Genomic DNA, 18,942 nt, shown 5'->3' on the forward strand with positions numbered 1-18,942 from the left:
CTCCTTATTCTTTTTTAGCCACATCTGCCCTCTGCCAATCTTCCGGCAGCCCTGGACGATATTCCCTGCCGTTATCCTTAATGGCAAACCGGACCGCATCATTCTCCAGCCGGCCCAGCCGCTCCTTGATCATCATGAGTCATTAGTCCTAGAAATCCCAATCAGCCATTAATATTAGCAAATTACACATGGGCTTTCAATTAGAATTCACACCGGGAAAAGTCTATTTGTGTCGTCACGGAGGAAAAATGGTACGGACACTACATAACAGATCCTTACTATACCTTTTGACTATAACCAGATATCATTTTTAAGTGTTACGTACCTCTAAGTCCTCCATGCTAGAATTTAGACACAAGAGAAAGAGATGTATGAGAATAGAGGAGGACTATATATGTGCAATAGATTTCAAATCGTAGGCAGCCTGCTGCGTCCGGCGGAGCTATTAGAATATAAACAGCAGATTGAACACCGTGATGATATCCAGTATCCCTTTTACCAGGACTTTCAGGGGTATGAGCAGTGTGAATCGGAGGCCATTCAGGCCGTAGTGGATAAAGAAAGAGACAACGGGTTGTCCATTCTTACGGATGGGGAATACTCCAAATCGATGTGGCATCTGGACTTCGTCTGGGGCTTCCAGGGGATTGACCGCTATATCGCGGATCATGGATATTTCTTCAGAGATATAGATGGAGCTTCCAAATATGAGACCAGAAAAGATATCGGTCTGCGCATTACAGGTGAATTGGGCGGAAAGAACCATCATTTCATTCATGCCTATAAGAAGCTTCAGGCTCTTGCCGGCGACCGTGAGACCAAGCTGTGCGTACCTTCACCATCCCATATTTTTGGTGAGCTGTCCTGGTCGGATAACATTGGCAGTACAGGAGTGTATAAGGACAAAGATGAGCTGAAAGACGGTCTGGTTAAGGCTTATAAGGATTTTGTAGGGGAATTCGCTGCTGCCGGAGGACAAATTCTGCAATTCGACGATTGCTTATGGGAGTTATTTGCCGATGATAACCCGAACTCTCCATTTACCGGCGAGAAAATCAATCATGAGGAAGTACAGGGTCTGGCTGCAGAATTTATTGACATCAACAATACCATTATTGATTATGGTCATAGCTTGGGCCTCAAAATGTGGACGCATAACTGCCGCGGCAACTATGATTCCCGTAATATGGGCGGCGGCTCGTATGCCAAGATTGCGAATCTGTTCCTGAAGCAGCTGAAGTATGACCGCTTCTTCCTGGAATGGGATGATGACCGTGCAGGCTCCCTTGAGGCGCTGGCGGTGTTCAAAGATAAACCGGAGACGGAAATTGTATTAGGCTTACTGTCTTCCAAAACGAATACGCTTGACGATGAGGCCCGTGTAATTCAAATGCTTGATGAAGCATCAAAAATTATTGATAAGGACAGATTGTTACTGTCCCATCAATGCGGGTTCGCGTCCTGCGATGGCGGGAATGAATTAACGGAAGATGAGCAGTGGGCGAAGATTAGACAAGGACAAGAGATTGCCCTGCAATATTGGGGTTAAGTAAAGTAACAAACAACAATCGCCCTCCGTACAGCTCTCTTGAGCGTATGGAGGGCGATCTTTTTAAGAATCTGTACGGTTCCACTTGATCTACTCCACCAGTCCCAATAAATACCCGTAATGCTCCGCTTCCATCTGGTCCAGGGGGATGAAGCGGATGGAGGCACTGTTGATGCAGTAGCGTTTGCCGCCGCGGTCTTCGGGGCCGTCATCGAACACATGACCCAGGTGGATATCGCCGGATTGGCTGCGGACCTCGGTGCGCTCCATGCCGAAGCTGGTGTCTGTGGTGTAAGTTACCACCTCCGGGGTAATCGGCTTCGTGAAGCTGGGCCATCCGCAACCGGAATCGTATTTGTCCCGGCTGGTGAATAAGGGCTCTCCAGTCGTGATATCGACATACAGGCCGGGTTCGTAATTATCCCAGTATTCGTTGCTGAAGGCATGTTCGGTATCATTGTTGACAACGACCGCATACTGTTCAGTGGTTAATTGTTCCTTCAATTGTTCATCGGAGGGGCGGGGGTATTGGGCAGGATCAATCACAACCGCTTGCTCATCCAGAATGCTTAAGTCAATGTGGCAGTATCCGTTCGGGTTCTTCTCCAGATAATCCTGATGGTACTCCTCGGCCAGATAATAGTTTTTCAGAGGCAGAACCTCCGTTACGATCGGCTTATCATAGTTCGCTTGCTCCTGATCTACGGCCTGCTGAATGATGGCTGCATCCTCAGGGGACGAATAATAGATTCCTGTCCGATATTGAACGCCTCTGTCATTGCCTTGCTTATTCAGGCTGGTAGGATCAACCACTTTGAAATAAGACTCCAGCAATTGCTGCAGCGTCACTTGCTTCGGATCATATTTCACATGAACGGTCTCCGCGAACCCCCGGTCCCCGCGAATGACATCTTCATAGGCCGGATTCTCGCCTTCCCCGTTGGCATAACCCGAGGTTACATCCTGAACCCCCTGAATGCGGGACATATAGGCCTCCACACCCCAGAAGCAGCCGCCCGCCAGATACAGGCTGTGCAGATCCTTATCGGCAATGGCAGTGGTCTTGACAGTGCGGACCGTGGACTCCATTTCCCCGAAGGTCTGGGTAATTTGCTCATTGGAAGCATGACCCGGGAGTGATTTCACTAGATTTCCGTCCGCATCAATATAAAAGGAGGTAGGGAAAGCCCTGACTTCAAATTTCTTGGCCCATACCCCATCCTCATCCAAAAGTACGGTTAAGTTGTCATAAGACTGTCTATTGAACCACTCCGTGAATTCCTTGGAGGACTTTTCTCCCTTGGCATCCGGTGTAACAATCGTGATCACCTGGAAATCATTCTCTTGCCCGGCCAAGGTATTCAGGTCCTCAAGTCCGGCCAGACAGATGGAACACCAGGAAGCCCAGTACTTCACATACACTTTCTTACCCTGTAGATCCGACAGTTGTAGGGAGTTACCCTTCAGATCCTGTAATGCAAAATCAGGTGCAGGCTTTCCTTTGTCCATTGCAGCGGGGGAGCCGGTATTGCCGGCGGGTGCGTTCGGTTTCGTACCACAGGCCATCAGGAGCGACAGCATTCCGCCAATCACCAGGACATATCCCATCCATTTCCACGCACTCCTCATAGCTAACCCTCCTAGCGGTTTATTGAATCCAGCCGACAATCGTATTCAGCCGGTCTGTCATGAGCAGCAGTCCCATTATAATCAGCATACAGCCGGATGCGATTTTGATTCCTCCCATGAATCTGTACAAGCGGCGAATCCGCTTCACCAGAACTTCCGAGAATACGGATATGACCAGGAAGGGGAGGGCTAAACCGAGCGTATACAGAAACATGAGGAAGCCTCCATAAGCAGGAGAGCCTTCACCGGCAGCGATGCTGAGAATGCCTGCGAGTACCGGGCCGATGCAGGGAGTCCAGCCGAAGCTGAACGTCAGACCGAGCAGGAAGGCACCAATATATCCGCCTTTTGTAACACGATTGCTGGATAGCTTTTTTTCCCGTTCCAGCCAAGATAACTTGATTAAGCCTGTCTGATAGATCCCGAATAAGATAACGATGGCTCCGCAGATGGCAATGAATCTCGGGCTGGATATGATATTGCCCAGGATGCCGGAACCGAAACCGAGTAAGATGAAGACAACAGATAGTCCAAGCACAAACAACAACGTCCGCAGCATAAAACTGGAACGAAACCGGAAGGAGCTGGTGTCAGCCACTCCCTGATTCGTGCCGTCCGCTAGGCTTCCTGACAGATAAGACACATATACCGGAAGCAACGGCAGAATACATGGCGCAAAAAACGATAACAGCCCTGCGCCGAATACGCCAAACAGAAATATAGAATCACCGGCCAAATCAGTCACCACCTTAATAAATGCTGCTTACCCTGACCCTAAGGCTTACCGGCTGGTATAGATGGGAACGGTGAACCAGAAGCAGCTGCCTGCCCCCTGAACACTGTGCACCCCAATTGCGCCGCCATGAAGCTCAACAATTGACTGTGCGATGGCGAGGCCCAGACCGGCACCCCCGTTGTTCTTGCTGCGTGATTTATCAATCCGGTAGAACCGTTCGAATATACGTGCGGTCTCCTCCGCTTCAATTCCCTGGCCTTCATCGGTCACTGAGATTCGCAGGTATTGACCCTCTTCAGCGGCAGCCAGAATGACCTTTCCTTCCACAGGTGAATGCTGAATGGCATTCTGCAATAAATTGGACAAGACCCGCTTAATCTGCGCAGGCATCATCAGAGCGGCAGGCAGTTTATCCGGCAGATCAATCTCCACGTTCAGCTTCTTCTCCGCGAGGTGAAACGAGAAGCTCTCCAGCGTACTGATCAGCAGCTCATCGGCATGATAAGGCAGCGGGTCGAAGATTTCACCTTTGGCTTCCAGACTGGATAATTCAAATAGATCATGAATCAGCCCCCCGAGCCGCTTCGTTTCCAGCCGGATGGTATTCAGATAACGTTGAAAGGTAACCTCATCCTGGATGACATCGTCCTCCAGCGCTTCAACAAACGATTGAATGGAGGCGAGGGGGGTCCGCAGATCGTGGGAGACATTCGCAATCAGCTCCCGGCGCGCGGATTCAGAATGGTGCAGATTGTCGAAGCTTTCCTTCAGCTTGAAGCTCATTACATTGAATTGCTGTGCCAATAGCTTGAACTCCTGCGGGCCGATTAAGGGGACTTCGGTATGGAAATCCCCTTCGGCAATTCGCACAGTCTGCTGTGTAATCCGTGCAATGGATTTCTCTAACGGCCGTGTCAGCAAATGCTGCAGGATGAAGGAGAGCAAGCCTACGCCGGCCGTTATACCGGACAACCAATAGAATTGATCGATGGTGAGGAGCATTTTGGAGTAGCTGACGAATAAACAGATGAGTAATACGCCAATCCCCGTGAGGCTGGACAACAATAAATACGTACGCAGTTTCATGAGATGCCATCCCCCGCAAACTTATAGCCTATTCCCCAGACCGTCTTGATATATTTCGGATCAGAGGGAGTCTGTTCGATCTTCTCTCTTAATCTCCGGATATGAACGGTAACTGTTGTGGTATCTCCTTCGTAGCTGAAATCCCATATTTTGCTCAGAATCTGGGTCCGCGAGAACGCCTGGCCAGGATGACTTGCCAGCAAGTACAGCATCTCGAATTCTGTAACCGTCAAGTCAATCAGTTGCCCGCTGATCTCCACCGTACGCTTCGCTACATCCACGGTAAGTCCTTCATACTTAATGGTGTGTTCAGCGGGGGTAACGGGCGATGCCTGAACCACCCGCATTCTGCGCAGGATCGCCTGCACACGCAGCACTAGTTCTCTTGGACTGAAGGGTTTGGTCAAATAATCGTCAGCCCCCATGGTCAGCCCCATCAGACGGTCCTGTTCCTCCCCGCGGGCCGTCAGCATGATGATCGGGACATCTTCAGTCTGCCGGATCTCGTTGCACACTTCCCAGCCATTCTTATGCGGCATCATCAGATCGAGCACAATCAGGCTGGAAGTCTGACTGCGCCACAGCTCCAGCGCCTCTAATCCGTCTTTGGCGGTGATCACCAGGTAACCTTCCCGTTCAAGATACCTGCGGCACACATCGGTAATATTTGAATCATCATCAGCGACCAATATTCGTTCATTCACCCTAACCCACCCCATATCCGGAAAAATACATTTGACTCCATCATAGCATATGGTGATGGTACCGCTCAGTCCGTCTTATTTCATCGCCTTGGCAGGCTTCATGTACTCTGCAACTACCATATCTACCACATAAGTACTGCCATCGTAGAGAGCAGGGGCCATATTCAGGCTGACAGCCATACCGTCGACCATAATCTTTTTCGATCCGATCCATACCTTGATCATTTTGCCCATCGGCTTCATGCCATCGTCCATCATCTTGTCCATGTAAACCAGGGATACGGACCGGTCTTTGCTGTTCCACTCGATGCTATAGCCGTACATCCCGGCCGCCTGTCTTAAGTTCACTAGCTCCATGCCGTTCTTTTTCATCGTTTTCATTCCTGCCGCACCGGCTATTCCGGACACCGCCAGAGAGAGCACCAATACCGCCGTCATCATTAACCTTTTGCCTGGTTTACCTTTAACCATGTTTATCACACTCCATCGCTTTATTTGATTACATGAACAGCATAAGCAAGAGAGCTTACGATTCTCTAAGCTAAGTATTACGATTGTCTTACGAAGTGAGCAGAGCTTGGATATCCGGGCTGGCGCACTATAACCTTTCACTATAACCAGATTGGAATATAAACAGCAAATTGAGCATCGGGATGATCTTAGCTATCCTTTTTACCATGATTTCCAGGGCTATGAGCAGTGTGAGGATGAGGCGATTCAGACTGTAGTCGAGCAAGAGAGCGAGAATGGGCTGTCCATTCTTACGGATGGGGAATATTCCAAATCGATGTGGCATCTGGAATTTGTCTGGGGCTTCCAGGGGATTGAACGCTATATTGCTGTTCATGGATAATTCTTCAGAGATACGGACGGAGCTTCCAAATATGAGACTCGAAAGTACGTTTGCAGTATATCAGGAGAGTCCGATTCAATGTTTGAGACGGAATGAAAAGGGTGGGGTGACGGGTAGTATTACATGGGGGCTGCTCTTCGGGCTGCCTTTTGCTTATTTGCAGTGGAAGCGGGATGTGACTTCAGCGATGATTGCGCATGGCGTGGTTGATTTTATTCGGTTCTGATTGTTCGGCGTGGGAATGCCCTCTCTTTATCGGGAGGTTTTTTTAGGCGTTCCCGTTAATTTGTTGTTGTATGTGTTGACTCTGCTTACTCCACACATGTGGAATCGTGTTCAATGTTGGGAGTACATACAGGGAAGAATCATTCCCAGCCAAACGCTCAGTTGGGCAATAAGATCTCAATTATCGTGCCTTGCCACAGTTTGGATTTTACCTGGATTTCGCCGCCATGCGCTTCCACGATGGTTTTGGCGATGCTCATCCCGAGCCCGGATCCTTCCGTCGATTCATCGGAATTCGTTCCCCGGTAGTAGCGATTGAACAAATGATGCAGTGTTTCCTCGTCCATCCCTTTGCCATTATCGATTACTCGTATGCATGCCTTGTCGTTCATCCTGCCGACATAGACGTTGACAATCACGCCAGGCGGGTTATGCTTCACGGCGTTGGACAGCAAATTGTCCATCAACCGCATCAGCCAGGTTTCATCGGCCTGTATCAGCAAGGGACAATCCTCCCCAACATAGTGAAACTGATACTCAGACATCATGGCGCCGTTGACGTACTTCAGTACGGAGCAGCGCACCAGCTCAACCAAGTCGATCTCCCGAAACTTCATGATTGAATCGCCCTGCTTGAGCTGATGAATCAATGAGAAGTCGGAGATCAGCTCCAGCATATAATCCCCCTTTTCCCGGATCGTCGAGCCCATGATGCGCATCTCCTCTTGGCTCCATTGCTCAGGCAAGCTCTCCAGCATATACCCATAACCTTGAATTGTGGCCAGTGGTGTGCGCAGATCGTGGGAAATCCCTGACATCCACTCCGCTTGCGCCTTTTCCATCCTCTCGCGTTCCTTCTCGATCTGAGCCAATTGATGAGTCATCTGATAGAAGGATTCAATCACTTCCTTATAGAGCCTGTAGCGGATGCGCATCATGCCGTTGCGGCGGAATACCTTGCGCATGTCCTTGGCGGTCAGTACCTGGTCGTACTGTCCCCGGCCCATACGTTCGAACCAGCCTGCAAACAGAATCAGCGGCTGACCGTAGCGGTAGCCATGCCAGATGGAGATCGGCAGCGCCAAGAGCAGGATCAGAACTGTAATCCGGACGAGTCCACGCGTTGCCTTTTCCATCACAGGATGCTTCAGAGGGGCTCCCGCTGCATGGGGTGTATAGAGAATCCACGTCATTCCGCTCAGATTGTCCCGATGGGCGACAATATTCGTGTCATAGTTGCTGGGCGATTGCTGGATGGCCAGGATATCCAGCTGTCGATACGCCTTATGCACGTATGCTCCATCGCCGATGCCTTGTACGATATGGCTCTCGGGGTCGATCACCTGCAGATAGCTGCCGGTTTTGCGCAGCCGCCGGTCCAAGTGGGAAACCGCTTCGCTACGCACGATTCCATGCTGCCCGTAGGCATGAAACCAGGCAACGAGCTGGTCAAGGTCAGGACTAGGATAGCCCAGCATATACAGAAGCGGGTCTTGGAAAGCAAAATTAAGCTGAGTGTGTACGGCATACGTCCCAAACGTCCGTGTCTCTTGGATATCGAGCAGTTGAGCGATGGAGTAGGAGGCCGGCAGCGTATGATGCGGAGTTGTATTGACGGCGTAGATCACCTCTCCTTCGGCACTGACAACCTGTAGCCACATGCCTTTTTCCTCGATGAGCTTGTCCCACTCAGGGGAGATCTGAATCATCCCGTCCTTGTAATGAGCTTCTTGAGCGATCTGTTGCAGGACGCCAACCGGAAAGTTCCGGCGTATCTCATTACTCGTCATGTTCTGGAAAAACAAGATGCAGGCAACCAGAGTGATAGCCACCATAAGCAGGGCATAAAAAATCAATTGATACGTGAAGTGGAAGGCCATGCGCTGTTGGATCTTCATCGCTCCTGCGGCTCCTTCGCCAGCTTGTAGCCAAGCCCGCGTACGGTAAGCAGCAGCTTCGGATTACCGGGGTCGATCTCAATCCGCTCTCGGATGCGCCGGATATGCACCATTACCGTCGAATCATCGCCCTGTCCGTTGATCCCCCAAACCTTGTCGTAGAGCTGTGTTTTGGAAAATACGATGCCGGGAAACTTACAGAAGTGCAGCAGCAGCTGGAACTCCTGCGCGGGGCAAGGAACTGGCTGTCCCTCCACGATTAGTTCGCCCTCCACCTCGTTGACGGTGAAGCGGCCAAACCGATAAATCCCCGGATCGGGCCGTTTCGCCGGACTGGACGTCGAGGTTTCTGGCTCCAGTCGGCGTATGCGTGCCTGAATTCTTGCGGCCACCTCCAGAGGATTGAAGGGCTTCGTGATATAATCGTCCCCGCCCATAGCGAAGCCTCGCAGGACATCGAGATCCGAAGCCTTGGCCGTCAGAAACAAAATATGCGGATTCCCGTATTTGCGGAGCTTGGAGCAGAGCTCCAGGCCGCTGCCGTCGGGGAGCATGATGTCGAGCAGGAGGATATCGGGGGCTTCACGCTTCGCTAAATCGAGAGCTTCCGCACAGGTGGAAGCCGCGTACAGCTGATGAAACCCTTCCCTGCGAAGCACCATTTGCAGCATCGTGACAATCGAAGGCTCGTCGTCGACGATTGCGATTTTAAAATCGGATAGATTTGTCATTGTTTTCACCCATTTCCATAGTAGCATAATCACTTTAACAGAACCTAAACGGCGGGAGTGAAATTAAGCTGATGTTTGTCTATCCGTTTAGGTTCTGTTTCATTGGGGCTGGTAGGATAGGGGTGAGAAAGCTCTTCGAACATACAAAGGATTGGTTTATGAGAAGATCGTCCTAATGGGGCGCTTTCCAGAATGTACGGGATGAACACTCCTGGACATGTTGAGCCGAGGTCATTGAGGATACCGGCAAGTGGATGCTGAACCAAGTTAGCAGCGCCCAATAGGAGCTCATCCGAAAAAGGCCGGTTGGGGCCTGAAGCGGAAAACAGCAACAAAAGTATTACCCATAGCCAGGCCAATTGAGGAGGAAAATTTATGATTATAACCACTACATCAACTATTGAAGGCTCCCCGATAAGGCAGTATCTGGGCATTGCCACCGGTGAAGTCATTATAGGAGCCAACGTATTCAGAGACTTTAAGGCTTCGATTACCGACCTAGTAGGGGGGCGTTCGGGCGCTTACGAAGGCAAGCTTCAGGAAGCGAGAGATACGGCATTTGCTGAGATGACTCAGAAAGCTTCAGGGATGGGAGCTAATACGATTGTCGGTGTCGACATTGATTATGAAGTCATTCGCGATGGCATGCTGATGGTTGCCGTAAGCGGGACGGCCGTGATCGTTTAACACCACGATGTTTGCCTCTTGTCTGGATGACACGTTGCTTGCCTTTGAGAAACCACGTATGCTGAAGCGCTTGGTAATCGCGGATTATCGACTCATCTTTGAAGAGCAAGTGAGCGATTTTCTCGTCCATTAACCTTTTTTTAAAGTAGGAAAAGTTACTTCTGTGAAGGCTTGTTGCTTGACTTCATCCACCGCAGCTAGCGTAGGTTGAAGTTCTTTATTCGATGACATGGAAATAAACCCCTTTTGTTCAACTTATATACTAAATAAGTCGTTATCTACGCTAACGATGCAAAGAGGTGTACACCCGTGAAAAATGTTCAAAAATTGTCTGAAACTGAAAAGGAACTCATGGAGGTAATTAGCTCTTCCACGTCTACTATGCCCCAAGCCCGACCTGGCTGGCCAGAGACCCTAACTGCACTGGGTCTCTATCTGATCGGCATAGTTATGCTCGGTCTTTGGATGACGCAAATCCCTGACGAGCAAGCCATTTTGCGAATTAACATCGGGGGTGCAGGCAATGCTCTTGTTGGCCTCGCCGCCTTGTTCGCAGCCTACGCCCTGCGGGTTCGAAGTCTGCGCGCTTTCGGTTTCCGGGCGATCGAACGGAAATGGCTGCTTGTGGGAGCCGCCCTCGGTGTTGTCGCGTTCGGCGGATGCTTCGTTATAGAGGGGGTGTATTTTCACTTCATCACCGAGCTGAACAACCAAGCGGACTTCCAGACGGCAGCGCAAGGTGGCGCGCTCTCACTCTTCGTTCTGCTTATCACTGGCGCTATCCTCACGCCGCTCGGCGAGGAGTTTGTATTCCGGGGCGTTATTGCCAATGCGCTGAACCGTTACGGAGCATGGGCCGGCGTGGTTGGCAGCGCTGCGATCTTCGGCGTCGTTCATGGATTCAACGTCATCCTGTTCGACGCATTCATGGTCGGCATCCTGAATGGTATACTGTTCCGTAAGACGGGTTCCATCTGGCCCGGGGTCGTGGTGCATATCGTGTATAACGGCCTCAATCTTCTCTACTATTCTACGCTATAGATCTAATTTTATGAGACATCGTGGCAGAGACAAACAGCTCGGTCAGCTGCGCGCGACCGTGAAACCAAGCTGTGCAGGCTCCCTTGAGGCGTTTGCGGTGTTCAAAGATAAGCCTGATACAGAAATTGTACTTGGATTGTTGTCTTCTAAGACCAATACGCTTGACGATGAGGCCCGTGTAGTTCAAATGCTTGATGAAGCCTCGAAAATCATTAATAAGGATAGATTATTACTTTCTCATCAATGCGGGTTTGCGTCCTGTGATGGCGGCAATGAATTAACGGAAGATGAACAGTGGGCGAAAATTAAACAAGGACAACAGATTGCCCAGCAATATTGGGGTAATTAATATTTAACTCAGTTAATGAGGGGAGCAGGTCCCCTTCCTTAAGACTGTCGAAGGTAATGTCGGCAGTCTTTTTATATTGGATTATCGGAATCCCGAAGGGATACTGTGTAAAAGGAAGCATGCTCCTATGAAACACAATGTCGCATTAATCCGGCTGCAATGTCGCAAAAGTACATGGAAACGGAGCAGGCAGATCGATTATACTCACTTTATAAATATGATAATGAAAATCATTATCACATAAAAAGGGGGAGTCAGCATGAAGAGAGCAGAAAAGAGGCAGACAACCGGCAGCAGGGTATACGCCGCTCAGAAATCAGGACTATTAATGATATGGATGCTGGCACTGGTACTTGTGCTGACGGCTTGCGGCACTGGAGGAGACACTAATGGAGGCACAGCAGCGCAGCCGTCTGCAGCAGCTTCAGCGGAGTCGTCTGCGTCACCGGATACAGAGGCGAAGTCGTCGCCAGAGGCGCAGGCTGCTGCAGCTTTTCCGGTAACGATCTCACACCTGAAGGGCGAATATACACTGACGGAGAAGCCGAAGGTGATTGCAGCGCTTGATGTGAAATTCGTCGATCAATTGATAGCGGTTGGCGAGCGCCCGGCGGGCAGCGTTGTGGCTGGGACGAAGGACGAGTTCCCAGAATATTTAAACGCCCAATTGGGTGATGTGAAGGTCCTTGGCACACGGGATGAGCCCAATCTTGAGGCTATTGTGGCGCTGAATCCGGACCTTATATTGATGACCGACTTTCAGGAGGAGGTATATGACAGCGTCAGTCAAATTGCGCCTACAGTGGTGCTCGACTTCTACGAGGATTGGCGGGATACGCTGGCTGTCATCGGTACGATAACAGGTAAGCAGGCGGAGGCAGAGGTGGTGCGTCAGGCTTACGGGGACAAAATCACCGGACTGCGGGAGCAGCTGGCGGCGAAGCTGGGCGCTGAAACCGTAGCACTGATTCGTCCGAGACCGGAGGGTATCCGTGTACATGGTCCCGAACACCGGACCGGAAGCATTCTTTATGAGGATTTGGGGTTAAATGCCCCGGCCTTCGTTCAGGAGATTAAAGATGACACCTCCGTTGAAATTTCGATGGAGACAGTCGCTGATGTCGGAGCAGATCATTATTTCCTGCTGTCGGATGATTTGTTCGCCAAGGAGGCAGAGGCTCTGGCAGGCAGCCCGGTCTGGAAATCACTTGATGCCGTCAAGAATAACCGTGCCTATGACGTGAATTCAACGCTCTGGATCGCTTACTATGGCCCCATTGCGCTCAATATTATTGTAGATCAGGCCTCGGAAGCACTGCTGGGAACGCATTGAAATGGACAACTATCTGTCGTCGGCCTCATGGAGGGACATGGCGGAGGAATACCGGCTGCGGATGGGCAGTCCGCCTAAAGACAGCATCCGCACCCTTGCTCTGGGCCAGCTGCAGGAAGAAGCGGCATGCCGCGAATATGTAAGCTGGCTTAAGGATTATATCGGCGCGCCGGACATGCAGGTTGCGGCTTCCATGCTGGCTAAGCGGATCGGCTATCTGTGGATCGCACCGTTGCTGGCTGCGATGACCTTTCATAACCGGGAAGTCTCCTTCCCGCTGGACAATAGCTTCCTCTATCATCCGGCTTCCCCGGAGTTTAAAGGGGATACGCATTTTCCTTTCCTGGCGGTGAACGGGCTTCGAACAGCATCGCCACCGGAAGACAGGGAAGCGTGGCGGGAGGAGGTCATTAAGGAGATTTTTGCGGTACGGCTTGCCCCGCTGCTGCAGACGCTTGCCGCCATAGGACCCGTCCCGATGGCGGTGCTTTGGGAGAATATTATGGTGCGCATTGCCCCGCTATATTCTCCTGGAACAGACGAATCCGGGCAAGACAGGCAGCGGATGCAAGCCGATTTCGCTTTTCTGACAAGGACGGCTCCCGGAGAGTTGTTTGGGTCAAGGCGCAATCCGTTTACCCGGTTCACAGAGCATAATCACGAGACGACGGTTGCGAAGAACAAGCGCAGCACCTGCTGCTTCTATTACCGGATGTCAGGGGAGTATTGCAGGAAATGCCCGAAAATTGACAATGAGAATGAATCTCAATTAAAATGACAACAGGTCGTCCGTTAGCAAAAGGATGCTATTGTCAGGAGATGAGAGAAATGCCGCTGCAGGAGCAGGCAAGTTTATGGAGTGATACGGCGATCAAGACGCTTGACGTACGCAGCGGTACTTTGCCGCCCGGCGGTGTTCTGAGCGAAGCAGGATTGTCAGCCAATCTGTTGTTGCTGGCAGGCGGCGGGGAAGGGAGGCTTGTGATGAATGGCGAGGTTCGCCATATCCAGGCCTCTTTTGTCTGCCACGCTGTTAAGGGGTCGGCATTTACGATGACTGCCGGACCGGAGAACATTCATTATACCGTTATTATCTACAAGGCTGTTCCAATGGCGGGAGCGGCCCGTGTACTGTTCCCGCAGCGCAATCACCCGCTGCGCACTTCGTTTATTCATCATCCCGCGCATCCGGCGGAGCTGCATCAGACAGCGGACAAGATCATAGCCAAATGGAGCCGGGGAGAAGGGCTGGAACGCTTCCATACCAATGCGCTGCTGCAAGGAATGCTGTACGAGCTTATTATGGAGCATGAACGCGGTCAGGGCGGCGGGGAGCCGGATATGGTGGAGGTTGTTGCTGCCTATATAGCGGGGCATTACCGTCAGGAGCTGGAGCTTAAAGAGCTGGCTGCGCTTGCCGGATGCGGTGCAAGACAGCTGCAGCGGCGGTTCAAGCAGGAGAAGCTGCTCGGCCCGATGGAATATGTGATCCGGCTGCGGATGGAGAGCGCAGAGCGGATGCTGCGTCATACGGATGCCCCCATCGGCGAAATCGCTGAAAGAACAGGCTACCGCGACATGTATTACTTCAGCAGGGCGTTCAAGAAATATTATGGAGTCCCCCCGCAGCTCTACAGGCGGACTGCCGCTTCAGAGCCCCGTGCGAGCGCTGCGTATTCCGGGCTGCCTGACCCGGTGATCAGTCATATGCGGGGCGAATATAACGTCACTGCTTCTCCGCAGCGAATCGCTGTACTCGATGTTCAATATGCTGACCATTTGCTTGCGCTTGGGCTGTCGCCCGCAGGAAGTGTAGGATTGGGCAGTGCAGTGTTGAAATTCCCCCAATATATCCGGGAAAGGCTTAAGGCAACGGAAATGCTCGGAACCTACGAGTACCCGGACCTGCAGGCTGTGGAACGGCTGCAGCCGGATTTGATTATCTGTACCGAGGTGCATGATCAGCATTATGAACGCTTAAACCGGATTGCTCCCACTATCATGTTTCAGCGCAATGAGAGCTGGCAGACGATTCTGAGCCTGCTCGGTGAACTGACGGGCAAGCGGGCCGAGGCGGAACGTATTATTGCCGATTACCTTCGCCGCACGGCATTGCTGTCCGCAGAGCTTGCCCCGGTGCTGGCAGGCAAGAGCGTGGCTCTGATCCGCCCGCGGGAGTCACTGGTCCGGGTACATACGGCTTCGCACCGCACAGGCGCCGTGCTGTACCGCGACCTGGGTCTGCCTGCTCCGCTATTTGTCGCAGATACCTCCGACACGGCGTATCATATTTCCGTCGACAGGCTGCCGGCAGTGCATGCCAGCCACTACTTTTGGCTAAGCAACGAGCTGCTGCAGGATGACCTGGCTGTGACCGAGCAGAACGTCCGGGGCTTGCTGGATGCAGATGAACGGCAGCATATATACCCGGTGGATGCCGCTACATGGATCGGCTGCTATGGGCCGACAGGCATCAATTGCATTGTGGATCAGGTAGCCCGCGCCTTGCTGGCCTGAGGGGTGCCAATAGTTCTTAATTGAGCGGCGTTTTTAATTATACCGATTGGCGGTTTGTCTTATTTATAGGCTGATCCGGACGGCGAATCTGGAGCAATACCTTTCATCAGCATTTCTGTCCAATGGGCGGTATAAGGGACGATCCTGCCGTAGATATGTGGGCTTGAGATCCCTTCAACTAAGGCCTGGAAATAAATCAGAAGAAATTCATCTGAATATTTCAGATCAACCTTGCCTTCCTTACGTCCGCGATGGAATAAATCCAGCATGATATTAAAGCTTTCCTTAGCGTATTCCTGCATCATCAAAGATAAGCCATCATCCCCCTTCCTGGTGAAGTAATCCATCATCTCTAAATAAAACTCTTTTTTGATTTTGTCCAGATAATGGATTTTTGTCTGACTCATGGCAATGAGAGTTTCTTCAAAGGGTTTATTCTCAGCCATAATCCCTCGGGCGGTGTCCCCCATTTTATTCAAAAAATACTTAAAAACCTCATGAATCAGATTTTCTTTACTCCCGAAATATTTAAAAATCGTTGTTTTTCCAACGTTGGATTGTTCAGCAATCTCATCCATTGTTAATTTTTCTATACCGGCATCTGAATTCATCAAGTTAAAGGTTGCTTCTAATACTTGATTTTTCTTCTCCTGTGTCCGCTTTTCAAAACCATTCATTTATCATTCCTGCCTTCTATCTTAAGTAAGTAAAAAATATTTTGGGGTGGTTCAGTTCATATTTTTCTTTCCTATTAAGTATATAGCGCTAGTTATGTATTATCAAGCATGCGATAGTTCTAAACTAAGGATTTTTAAATTGACTAGACCTCTAAAAAGATATATAACTGAATATGTAAATGAACTTTGGTTTAAAACAAAGGTTAAATTAGATAATTATGAACTTTAATGCTATTAATAGTTCATATTAATCTGAGACTTTGCTTTAAACTGGAAAGCACGTTACTAAAACTGTTTAAAAGGGGTTTTAGTGCTATGGATAAAATCGTAAGTGTGCAAGGCCTGCAAAAAAAGTTCGGGAAATTTAAAGCACTGCATGATGTGACATTCACAGTAAATGCCGGGGAGGTTGTGGGCTTTATTGGGCCGAATGGCGCGGGTAAGTCAACAACGATTCGGACTTTGCTGGGAATTATCAATCGTGATGCCGGGGATGTGAAGATCTTTGGCAAGGATGTATGGAAAGATAGCCTTGAGATTCATAAGCGGATTTCCTATGTTCCAGGGGATGTGGCTCTGTGGGGCACCTTAACAGGCGGCGAAATTATTGATCTGTTTATTAAGTTACATGGTGGAGGAGACAAGAATAAGCGTGATTATTTGATTCAACGTTTTGAACTCGATCCTAAGAAGAAGGCTAAAGGCTATTCAAAAGGAAACCGGCAAAAGGTTGGCTTGATTGCGGCTTTGTCCGTTGACTCCGATTTGTATATTTTCGATGAACCGACTTCTGGCCTTGACCCGTTGATGGAAGCTGTCTTCCAGGATGAGGTTGAGAAAATCAAGCATACAGGGAAAGCAATCTTACTATCCTCTCATATTTTGAGTGAAGTGGAACGTTTAGCAGATAAGGTGGTTATCATTCGTCAAGGAAAGGTTGTTGAAACCGGGACATTGGATGAACTGCGTCACCTGACCCGTTCTACAGTAACTCTGGTAACCGAGGGGGATGTGGCTGAGATGGCATCTGTTAACGGTGTCCATGACTTTAAGCATACAGGCAATCAGGCGACATTCTCTGCGGATAATGAATATATCAATGAAATATTGACCAGAGCGGCAACACTGGGTGTTAAGAGGTTTGAATCTGTACCGCCAACGCTTGAAGACTTATTCATGCGGCATTATGAAGTCTAAACGGTGGACGGAGGAAAATGCGATGAAAGAAAAATTTGCACGCTGGAATGTACTATTCATGCTATATCTGAAACGTGATTGGAAAAAAATAATGATCTGGATTATAGGTCTGGGTTTATTTTCAGCGGGTTATGTTCCGGCGTTTGAAGAAATCGGCAAGGGGCAAGGTTTGCAGGGGATGTATGAGACCTTGCAGAATCCCGCCATGATCTCAATGGTTGGGCCGACACCGGTTAACACCGCAGCTGGTTATACCCTGGGTGCAATGTATGCGCACGAAATGTTGTTATTCTGCGGTTTGTTTGCGATGATTATAGCTGCTCTGCATGTTGTGAGCCATACCCGTAAAGAAGAAGAGTACGGGCTTACTGAACTGGTGCGCTCCTTTCAAGTAGGTCGTCAAGCCAATTCGTTTGCTGTCATTGCCGAAGTAGTGTGTATCAATATTGTATTGGCACTCCTTATTGGCGGGGTTATGACTAGCTTTGGTGTAGATACGATTTCGGCCGAAGGGTCATTCCTGTTTGGCGCTTCCATCGGGATAGCCGGTATTTTGGGAGCTGTGATTGCATTAGTTATGGCACAAATTATGCCAACTTCCTCCGGTGCAACGGGTTCTTCGCTAGGAATTGTAGGTCTGCTCTACATTATTCGTGCGGGTACGGATGTATCGAATGTTGATTTCTCAATGATCAATCCTATGGGCTGGACCTATCTGACTTATCCATTTACAGACAACAATTGGGTTCCCCTAATTTTGGCCGTAGCCTTCAGTGTCATTGTATTGATTCTTGCTTTTGCCCTTGAGGGCGGCCGGGATATGGGGGCTGGTTATTTACCGGAAAGAGAAGGGCGTGAGTCTGCGAAAAAATCGTTGTTGTCCGTACCCGGCTTGTTTATGAAGCTTAATAAAGGCATTATCATTAGCTGGTTGATTGCCTTTGTAATCATGGGAGCAGCCTATGGCTCAATTTATGGAGATATGCAGACCTTCCTGGGAAGCAATGAAATGATGAGTCAAATGTTTACGATAGCAGGGGTCTCAATCGAAGAATCATTCACTGGAACGATTATGATGGTAATGATTGGAATGGTTTCTATTTTACCCATTGCCATCGTTAATAAACTGTTCTCGGAAGAATCGCGACTGCATTTGAGCCAGATGTATTCAACAAAAGTGACCCGGGCTCAGCTCTATTGGACGAGTGTCATTATGGCGGTCATTGCTGGATTAGTGGGCGTTTTGCTGGCTTCAGCCGGTCTTGGGGGTACAGCGATTTCTGCAATGGGTGACAGCTCATCCATGGATATGAGGGACTTCTTCGCTGCAGGCTATAACTTCCTGCCGTCTGTGTTGTTCTTTACCGGACTTGCAGCTTTGACTTTAGGCTGGGCACCAAGACTGGGTAAAGCTATCTATGCCTATCTGGGCTATTCTTTTGCCTTGAACTACTTTGGCGGGATTCTAGATTTACCGGAATGGTTCTCCAAAACAGCCGTCCAAAGTTGGATTCCACGGATGCCGATAGATAAGTTTGATGGAGTAATCTTTATTTCGATGTCCGTGATTAGCGTTGCCTTAATGGGATTGGGCTATATTGGATATCGCAAACGGGATATGGTTGAAGGGGCTTAACCGCCACAGGAATTCAAAGCCAAAAGACACGAATGGACTCGTGTCTTTTTTTGCGTGGTACATATTTAATCAATCGGTCATGGTTCCGCAATGG

The 18,942-nt window shown here is 49.8% G+C and carries 18 protein-coding genes and 2 pseudogenes; 11 read left to right on the plus strand and 9 right to left on the minus strand.

Going from position 1 to position 18,942, the window contains the following annotated elements:
- Positions 1-4 precede the first annotated feature (4 nt).
- The gene (locus NSQ73_RS34050) at positions 5-136 is read right to left on the minus strand and encodes a hypothetical protein (protein ID WP_340990602.1); all 132 of its coding nucleotides are present in this window, start codon (positions 134-136) and stop codon (positions 5-7) included.
- A 258-nt stretch (positions 137-394) separates the two neighbouring features.
- Between NSQ73_RS34050 and NSQ73_RS34055 the strand changes: the two genes are divergently transcribed.
- Complete coding sequence (locus tag NSQ73_RS34055) at positions 395-1,549, plus strand: cobalamin-independent methionine synthase II family protein (RefSeq protein WP_340990604.1); 1,155 nt, start codon at positions 395-397, stop codon at positions 1,547-1,549.
- A 90-nt stretch (positions 1,550-1,639) separates the two neighbouring features.
- Here the strand turns inward: NSQ73_RS34055 and msrAB are convergent, their stop codons facing one another.
- The 5 genes from msrAB to NSQ73_RS34080 all read right to left on the minus strand — a co-directional run bounded on the left by msrAB (position 1,640) and on the right by NSQ73_RS34080 (position 6,175).
- Positions 1,640-3,178 carry a bifunctional peptide-methionine (S)-S-oxide reductase MsrA/peptide-methionine (R)-S-oxide reductase MsrB gene (gene msrAB, locus NSQ73_RS34060; protein ID WP_340990606.1) on the minus strand — a complete coding sequence of 513 codons (1,539 nt, stop codon included), beginning with the start codon at positions 3,176-3,178 and terminating at the stop codon, positions 1,640-1,642.
- A gap of 19 nt (positions 3,179-3,197) precedes the next feature.
- Complete coding sequence (locus NSQ73_RS34065; RefSeq protein ID WP_445669725.1) at positions 3,198-3,923, minus strand: cytochrome c biogenesis CcdA family protein; 726 nt, start codon at positions 3,921-3,923, stop codon at positions 3,198-3,200.
- A 36-nt stretch (positions 3,924-3,959) separates the two neighbouring features.
- Positions 3,960-5,000, minus strand: a complete 1,041-nt coding sequence (locus tag NSQ73_RS34070; protein ID WP_340990609.1) for a sensor histidine kinase — start codon at positions 4,998-5,000, stop codon at positions 3,960-3,962.
- Positions 4,997-5,704, minus strand: coding sequence for a response regulator transcription factor (locus NSQ73_RS34075; protein ID WP_340990611.1), 708 nt, complete (start codon positions 5,702-5,704; stop codon positions 4,997-4,999). Before NSQ73_RS34075 ends, NSQ73_RS34070 begins: the two co-directional genes overlap by 4 nt.
- Before the next feature lie 75 nt (positions 5,705-5,779).
- Positions 5,780-6,175, minus strand: a complete 396-nt coding sequence (locus NSQ73_RS34080) for a stalk domain-containing protein (RefSeq protein WP_340990613.1) — start codon at positions 6,173-6,175, stop codon at positions 5,780-5,782.
- A 142-nt stretch (positions 6,176-6,317) separates the two neighbouring features.
- On the opposite strand from NSQ73_RS34080, the pseudogene NSQ73_RS34085 reads away from it, so the two are divergent.
- A pseudogene (locus tag NSQ73_RS34085) lies at positions 6,318-6,626 on the plus strand (5-methyltetrahydropteroyltriglutamate--homocysteine methyltransferase); the annotation flags it as partial.
- On the plus strand, positions 6,589-6,783 hold the full coding sequence (locus NSQ73_RS34090) for a hypothetical protein (RefSeq protein ID WP_340990735.1): 195 nt from the start codon (positions 6,589-6,591) through the stop codon (positions 6,781-6,783). The pseudogene NSQ73_RS34085 and the gene NSQ73_RS34090, both read left to right, overlap by 38 nt.
- Positions 6,784-6,940: 157 nt before the next feature.
- Here the strand turns inward: NSQ73_RS34090 and NSQ73_RS34095 are convergent, their stop codons facing one another.
- Entirely contained in the window at positions 6,941-8,443 is a 1,503-nt protein-coding gene (locus NSQ73_RS34095) for a sensor histidine kinase (protein ID WP_340990614.1), read from the minus strand.
- Positions 8,444-8,676: 233 nt separating this feature from the next.
- Positions 8,677-9,411 (minus strand): response regulator transcription factor, encoded by a 735-nt coding sequence (locus NSQ73_RS34100; protein ID WP_039292569.1) that lies wholly within the window; start codon positions 9,409-9,411, stop codon positions 8,677-8,679.
- A 375-nt stretch (positions 9,412-9,786) separates the two neighbouring features.
- Here NSQ73_RS34100 and NSQ73_RS34105 point away from each other — a divergent pair, with 375 nt between their 5' ends.
- From NSQ73_RS34105 to NSQ73_RS34135, 6 genes and pseudogenes are all read left to right on the plus strand, one after another.
- Positions 9,787-10,098, plus strand: coding sequence for a YbjQ family protein (locus tag NSQ73_RS34105; protein ID WP_038585821.1), 312 nt, complete (start codon positions 9,787-9,789; stop codon positions 10,096-10,098).
- A gap of 309 nt (positions 10,099-10,407) precedes the next feature.
- Positions 10,408-11,139: a CPBP family intramembrane glutamic endopeptidase gene (locus tag NSQ73_RS34115; RefSeq protein ID WP_340990615.1), complete on the plus strand. Its 732-nt coding sequence runs from the start codon at positions 10,408-10,410 to the stop codon at positions 11,137-11,139.
- Positions 11,140-11,212: 73 nt separating this feature from the next.
- Positions 11,213-11,488 (plus strand): annotated as a pseudogene (locus NSQ73_RS34120) (5-methyltetrahydropteroyltriglutamate--homocysteine methyltransferase); the annotation flags it as partial.
- 259 nt (positions 11,489-11,747) lie between these two features.
- Positions 11,748-12,821 carry an ABC transporter substrate-binding protein gene (locus tag NSQ73_RS34125; RefSeq protein ID WP_340990616.1) on the plus strand — a complete coding sequence of 358 codons (1,074 nt, stop codon included), beginning with the start codon at positions 11,748-11,750 and terminating at the stop codon, positions 12,819-12,821.
- A 1-nt stretch (position 12,822) separates the two neighbouring features.
- Positions 12,823-13,599: an IucA/IucC family C-terminal-domain containing protein gene (locus tag NSQ73_RS34130; RefSeq protein WP_340990618.1), complete on the plus strand. Its 777-nt coding sequence runs from the start codon at positions 12,823-12,825 to the stop codon at positions 13,597-13,599.
- A gap of 50 nt (positions 13,600-13,649) precedes the next feature.
- Positions 13,650-15,338 carry a helix-turn-helix domain-containing protein gene (locus NSQ73_RS34135; protein ID WP_340990620.1) on the plus strand — a complete coding sequence of 563 codons (1,689 nt, stop codon included), beginning with the start codon at positions 13,650-13,652 and terminating at the stop codon, positions 15,336-15,338.
- 59 nt (positions 15,339-15,397) lie between these two features.
- On the opposite strand, the gene NSQ73_RS34140 is transcribed toward NSQ73_RS34135, so the two are convergent.
- Positions 15,398-16,015, minus strand: a complete 618-nt coding sequence (locus NSQ73_RS34140) for a TetR/AcrR family transcriptional regulator (RefSeq protein WP_340990621.1) — start codon at positions 16,013-16,015, stop codon at positions 15,398-15,400.
- A gap of 315 nt (positions 16,016-16,330) precedes the next feature.
- On the opposite strand from NSQ73_RS34140, the gene NSQ73_RS34145 reads away from it, so the two are divergent.
- Together NSQ73_RS34145 and NSQ73_RS34150 are read left to right on the plus strand one after the other, a co-directional pair.
- Positions 16,331-17,212 (plus strand): ABC transporter ATP-binding protein, encoded by an 882-nt coding sequence (locus NSQ73_RS34145; RefSeq protein WP_340990622.1) that lies wholly within the window; start codon positions 16,331-16,333, stop codon positions 17,210-17,212.
- Between the two features lie 22 nt (positions 17,213-17,234).
- Positions 17,235-18,848 carry an ABC transporter permease gene (locus tag NSQ73_RS34150; protein WP_340990624.1) on the plus strand — a complete coding sequence of 538 codons (1,614 nt, stop codon included), beginning with the start codon at positions 17,235-17,237 and terminating at the stop codon, positions 18,846-18,848.
- Positions 18,849-18,942: the final 94 nt, after the last annotated feature.

The sequence above is a fragment of the Paenibacillus sp. FSL R10-2736 genome (genome assembly GCF_038000245.1).
GTDB lineage: Bacteria > Bacillota > Bacilli > Paenibacillales > Paenibacillaceae > Paenibacillus_AQ > Paenibacillus_AQ phytohabitans.

What these genes read in the sequence shown, in the direction of transcription:
- NSQ73_RS34135 (WP_340990620.1), top strand. Translation starts at nt 13,650, where the DNA reads ATGCCGCTGCAGGAGCAGGCAAGTTTATGGAGTGATACGGCGATCAAG.
- NSQ73_RS34095 (WP_340990614.1), bottom strand. Translation starts at nt 8,443, where the DNA reads ATGTGGCTACAGGTTGTCAGTGCCGAAGGAGAGGTGATCTACGCCGTC.
- NSQ73_RS34100 (WP_039292569.1), bottom strand. Translation starts at nt 9,411, where the DNA reads ATGACAAATCTATCCGATTTTAAAATCGCAATCGTCGACGACGAGCCT.
- NSQ73_RS34150 (WP_340990624.1), top strand. Translation starts at nt 17,235, where the DNA reads ATGAAAGAAAAATTTGCACGCTGGAATGTACTATTCATGCTATATCTG.
- NSQ73_RS34080 (WP_340990613.1), bottom strand. Translation starts at nt 6,175, where the DNA reads ATGGTTAAAGGTAAACCAGGCAAAAGGTTAATGATGACGGCGGTATTG.
- NSQ73_RS34050 (WP_340990602.1), bottom strand. Translation starts at nt 136, where the DNA reads ATGATGATCAAGGAGCGGCTGGGCCGGCTGGAGAATGATGCGGTCCGG.
- NSQ73_RS34105 (WP_038585821.1), top strand. Translation starts at nt 9,787, where the DNA reads ATGATTATAACCACTACATCAACTATTGAAGGCTCCCCGATAAGGCAG.
- NSQ73_RS34070 (WP_340990609.1), bottom strand. Translation starts at nt 5,000, where the DNA reads ATGAAACTGCGTACGTATTTATTGTTGTCCAGCCTCACGGGGATTGGC.
- msrAB (WP_340990606.1), bottom strand. Translation starts at nt 3,178, where the DNA reads ATGAGGAGTGCGTGGAAATGGATGGGATATGTCCTGGTGATTGGCGGA.
- NSQ73_RS34140 (WP_340990621.1), bottom strand. Translation starts at nt 16,015, where the DNA reads ATGAATGGTTTTGAAAAGCGGACACAGGAGAAGAAAAATCAAGTATTA.
- NSQ73_RS34130 (WP_340990618.1), top strand. Translation starts at nt 12,823, where the DNA reads ATGGACAACTATCTGTCGTCGGCCTCATGGAGGGACATGGCGGAGGAA.
- NSQ73_RS34055 (WP_340990604.1), top strand. Translation starts at nt 395, where the DNA reads ATGTGCAATAGATTTCAAATCGTAGGCAGCCTGCTGCGTCCGGCGGAG.
- NSQ73_RS34125 (WP_340990616.1), top strand. Translation starts at nt 11,748, where the DNA reads ATGAAGAGAGCAGAAAAGAGGCAGACAACCGGCAGCAGGGTATACGCC.
- NSQ73_RS34090 (WP_340990735.1), top strand. Translation starts at nt 6,589, where the DNA reads ATGAGACTCGAAAGTACGTTTGCAGTATATCAGGAGAGTCCGATTCAA.
- NSQ73_RS34145 (WP_340990622.1), top strand. Translation starts at nt 16,331, where the DNA reads ATGGATAAAATCGTAAGTGTGCAAGGCCTGCAAAAAAAGTTCGGGAAA.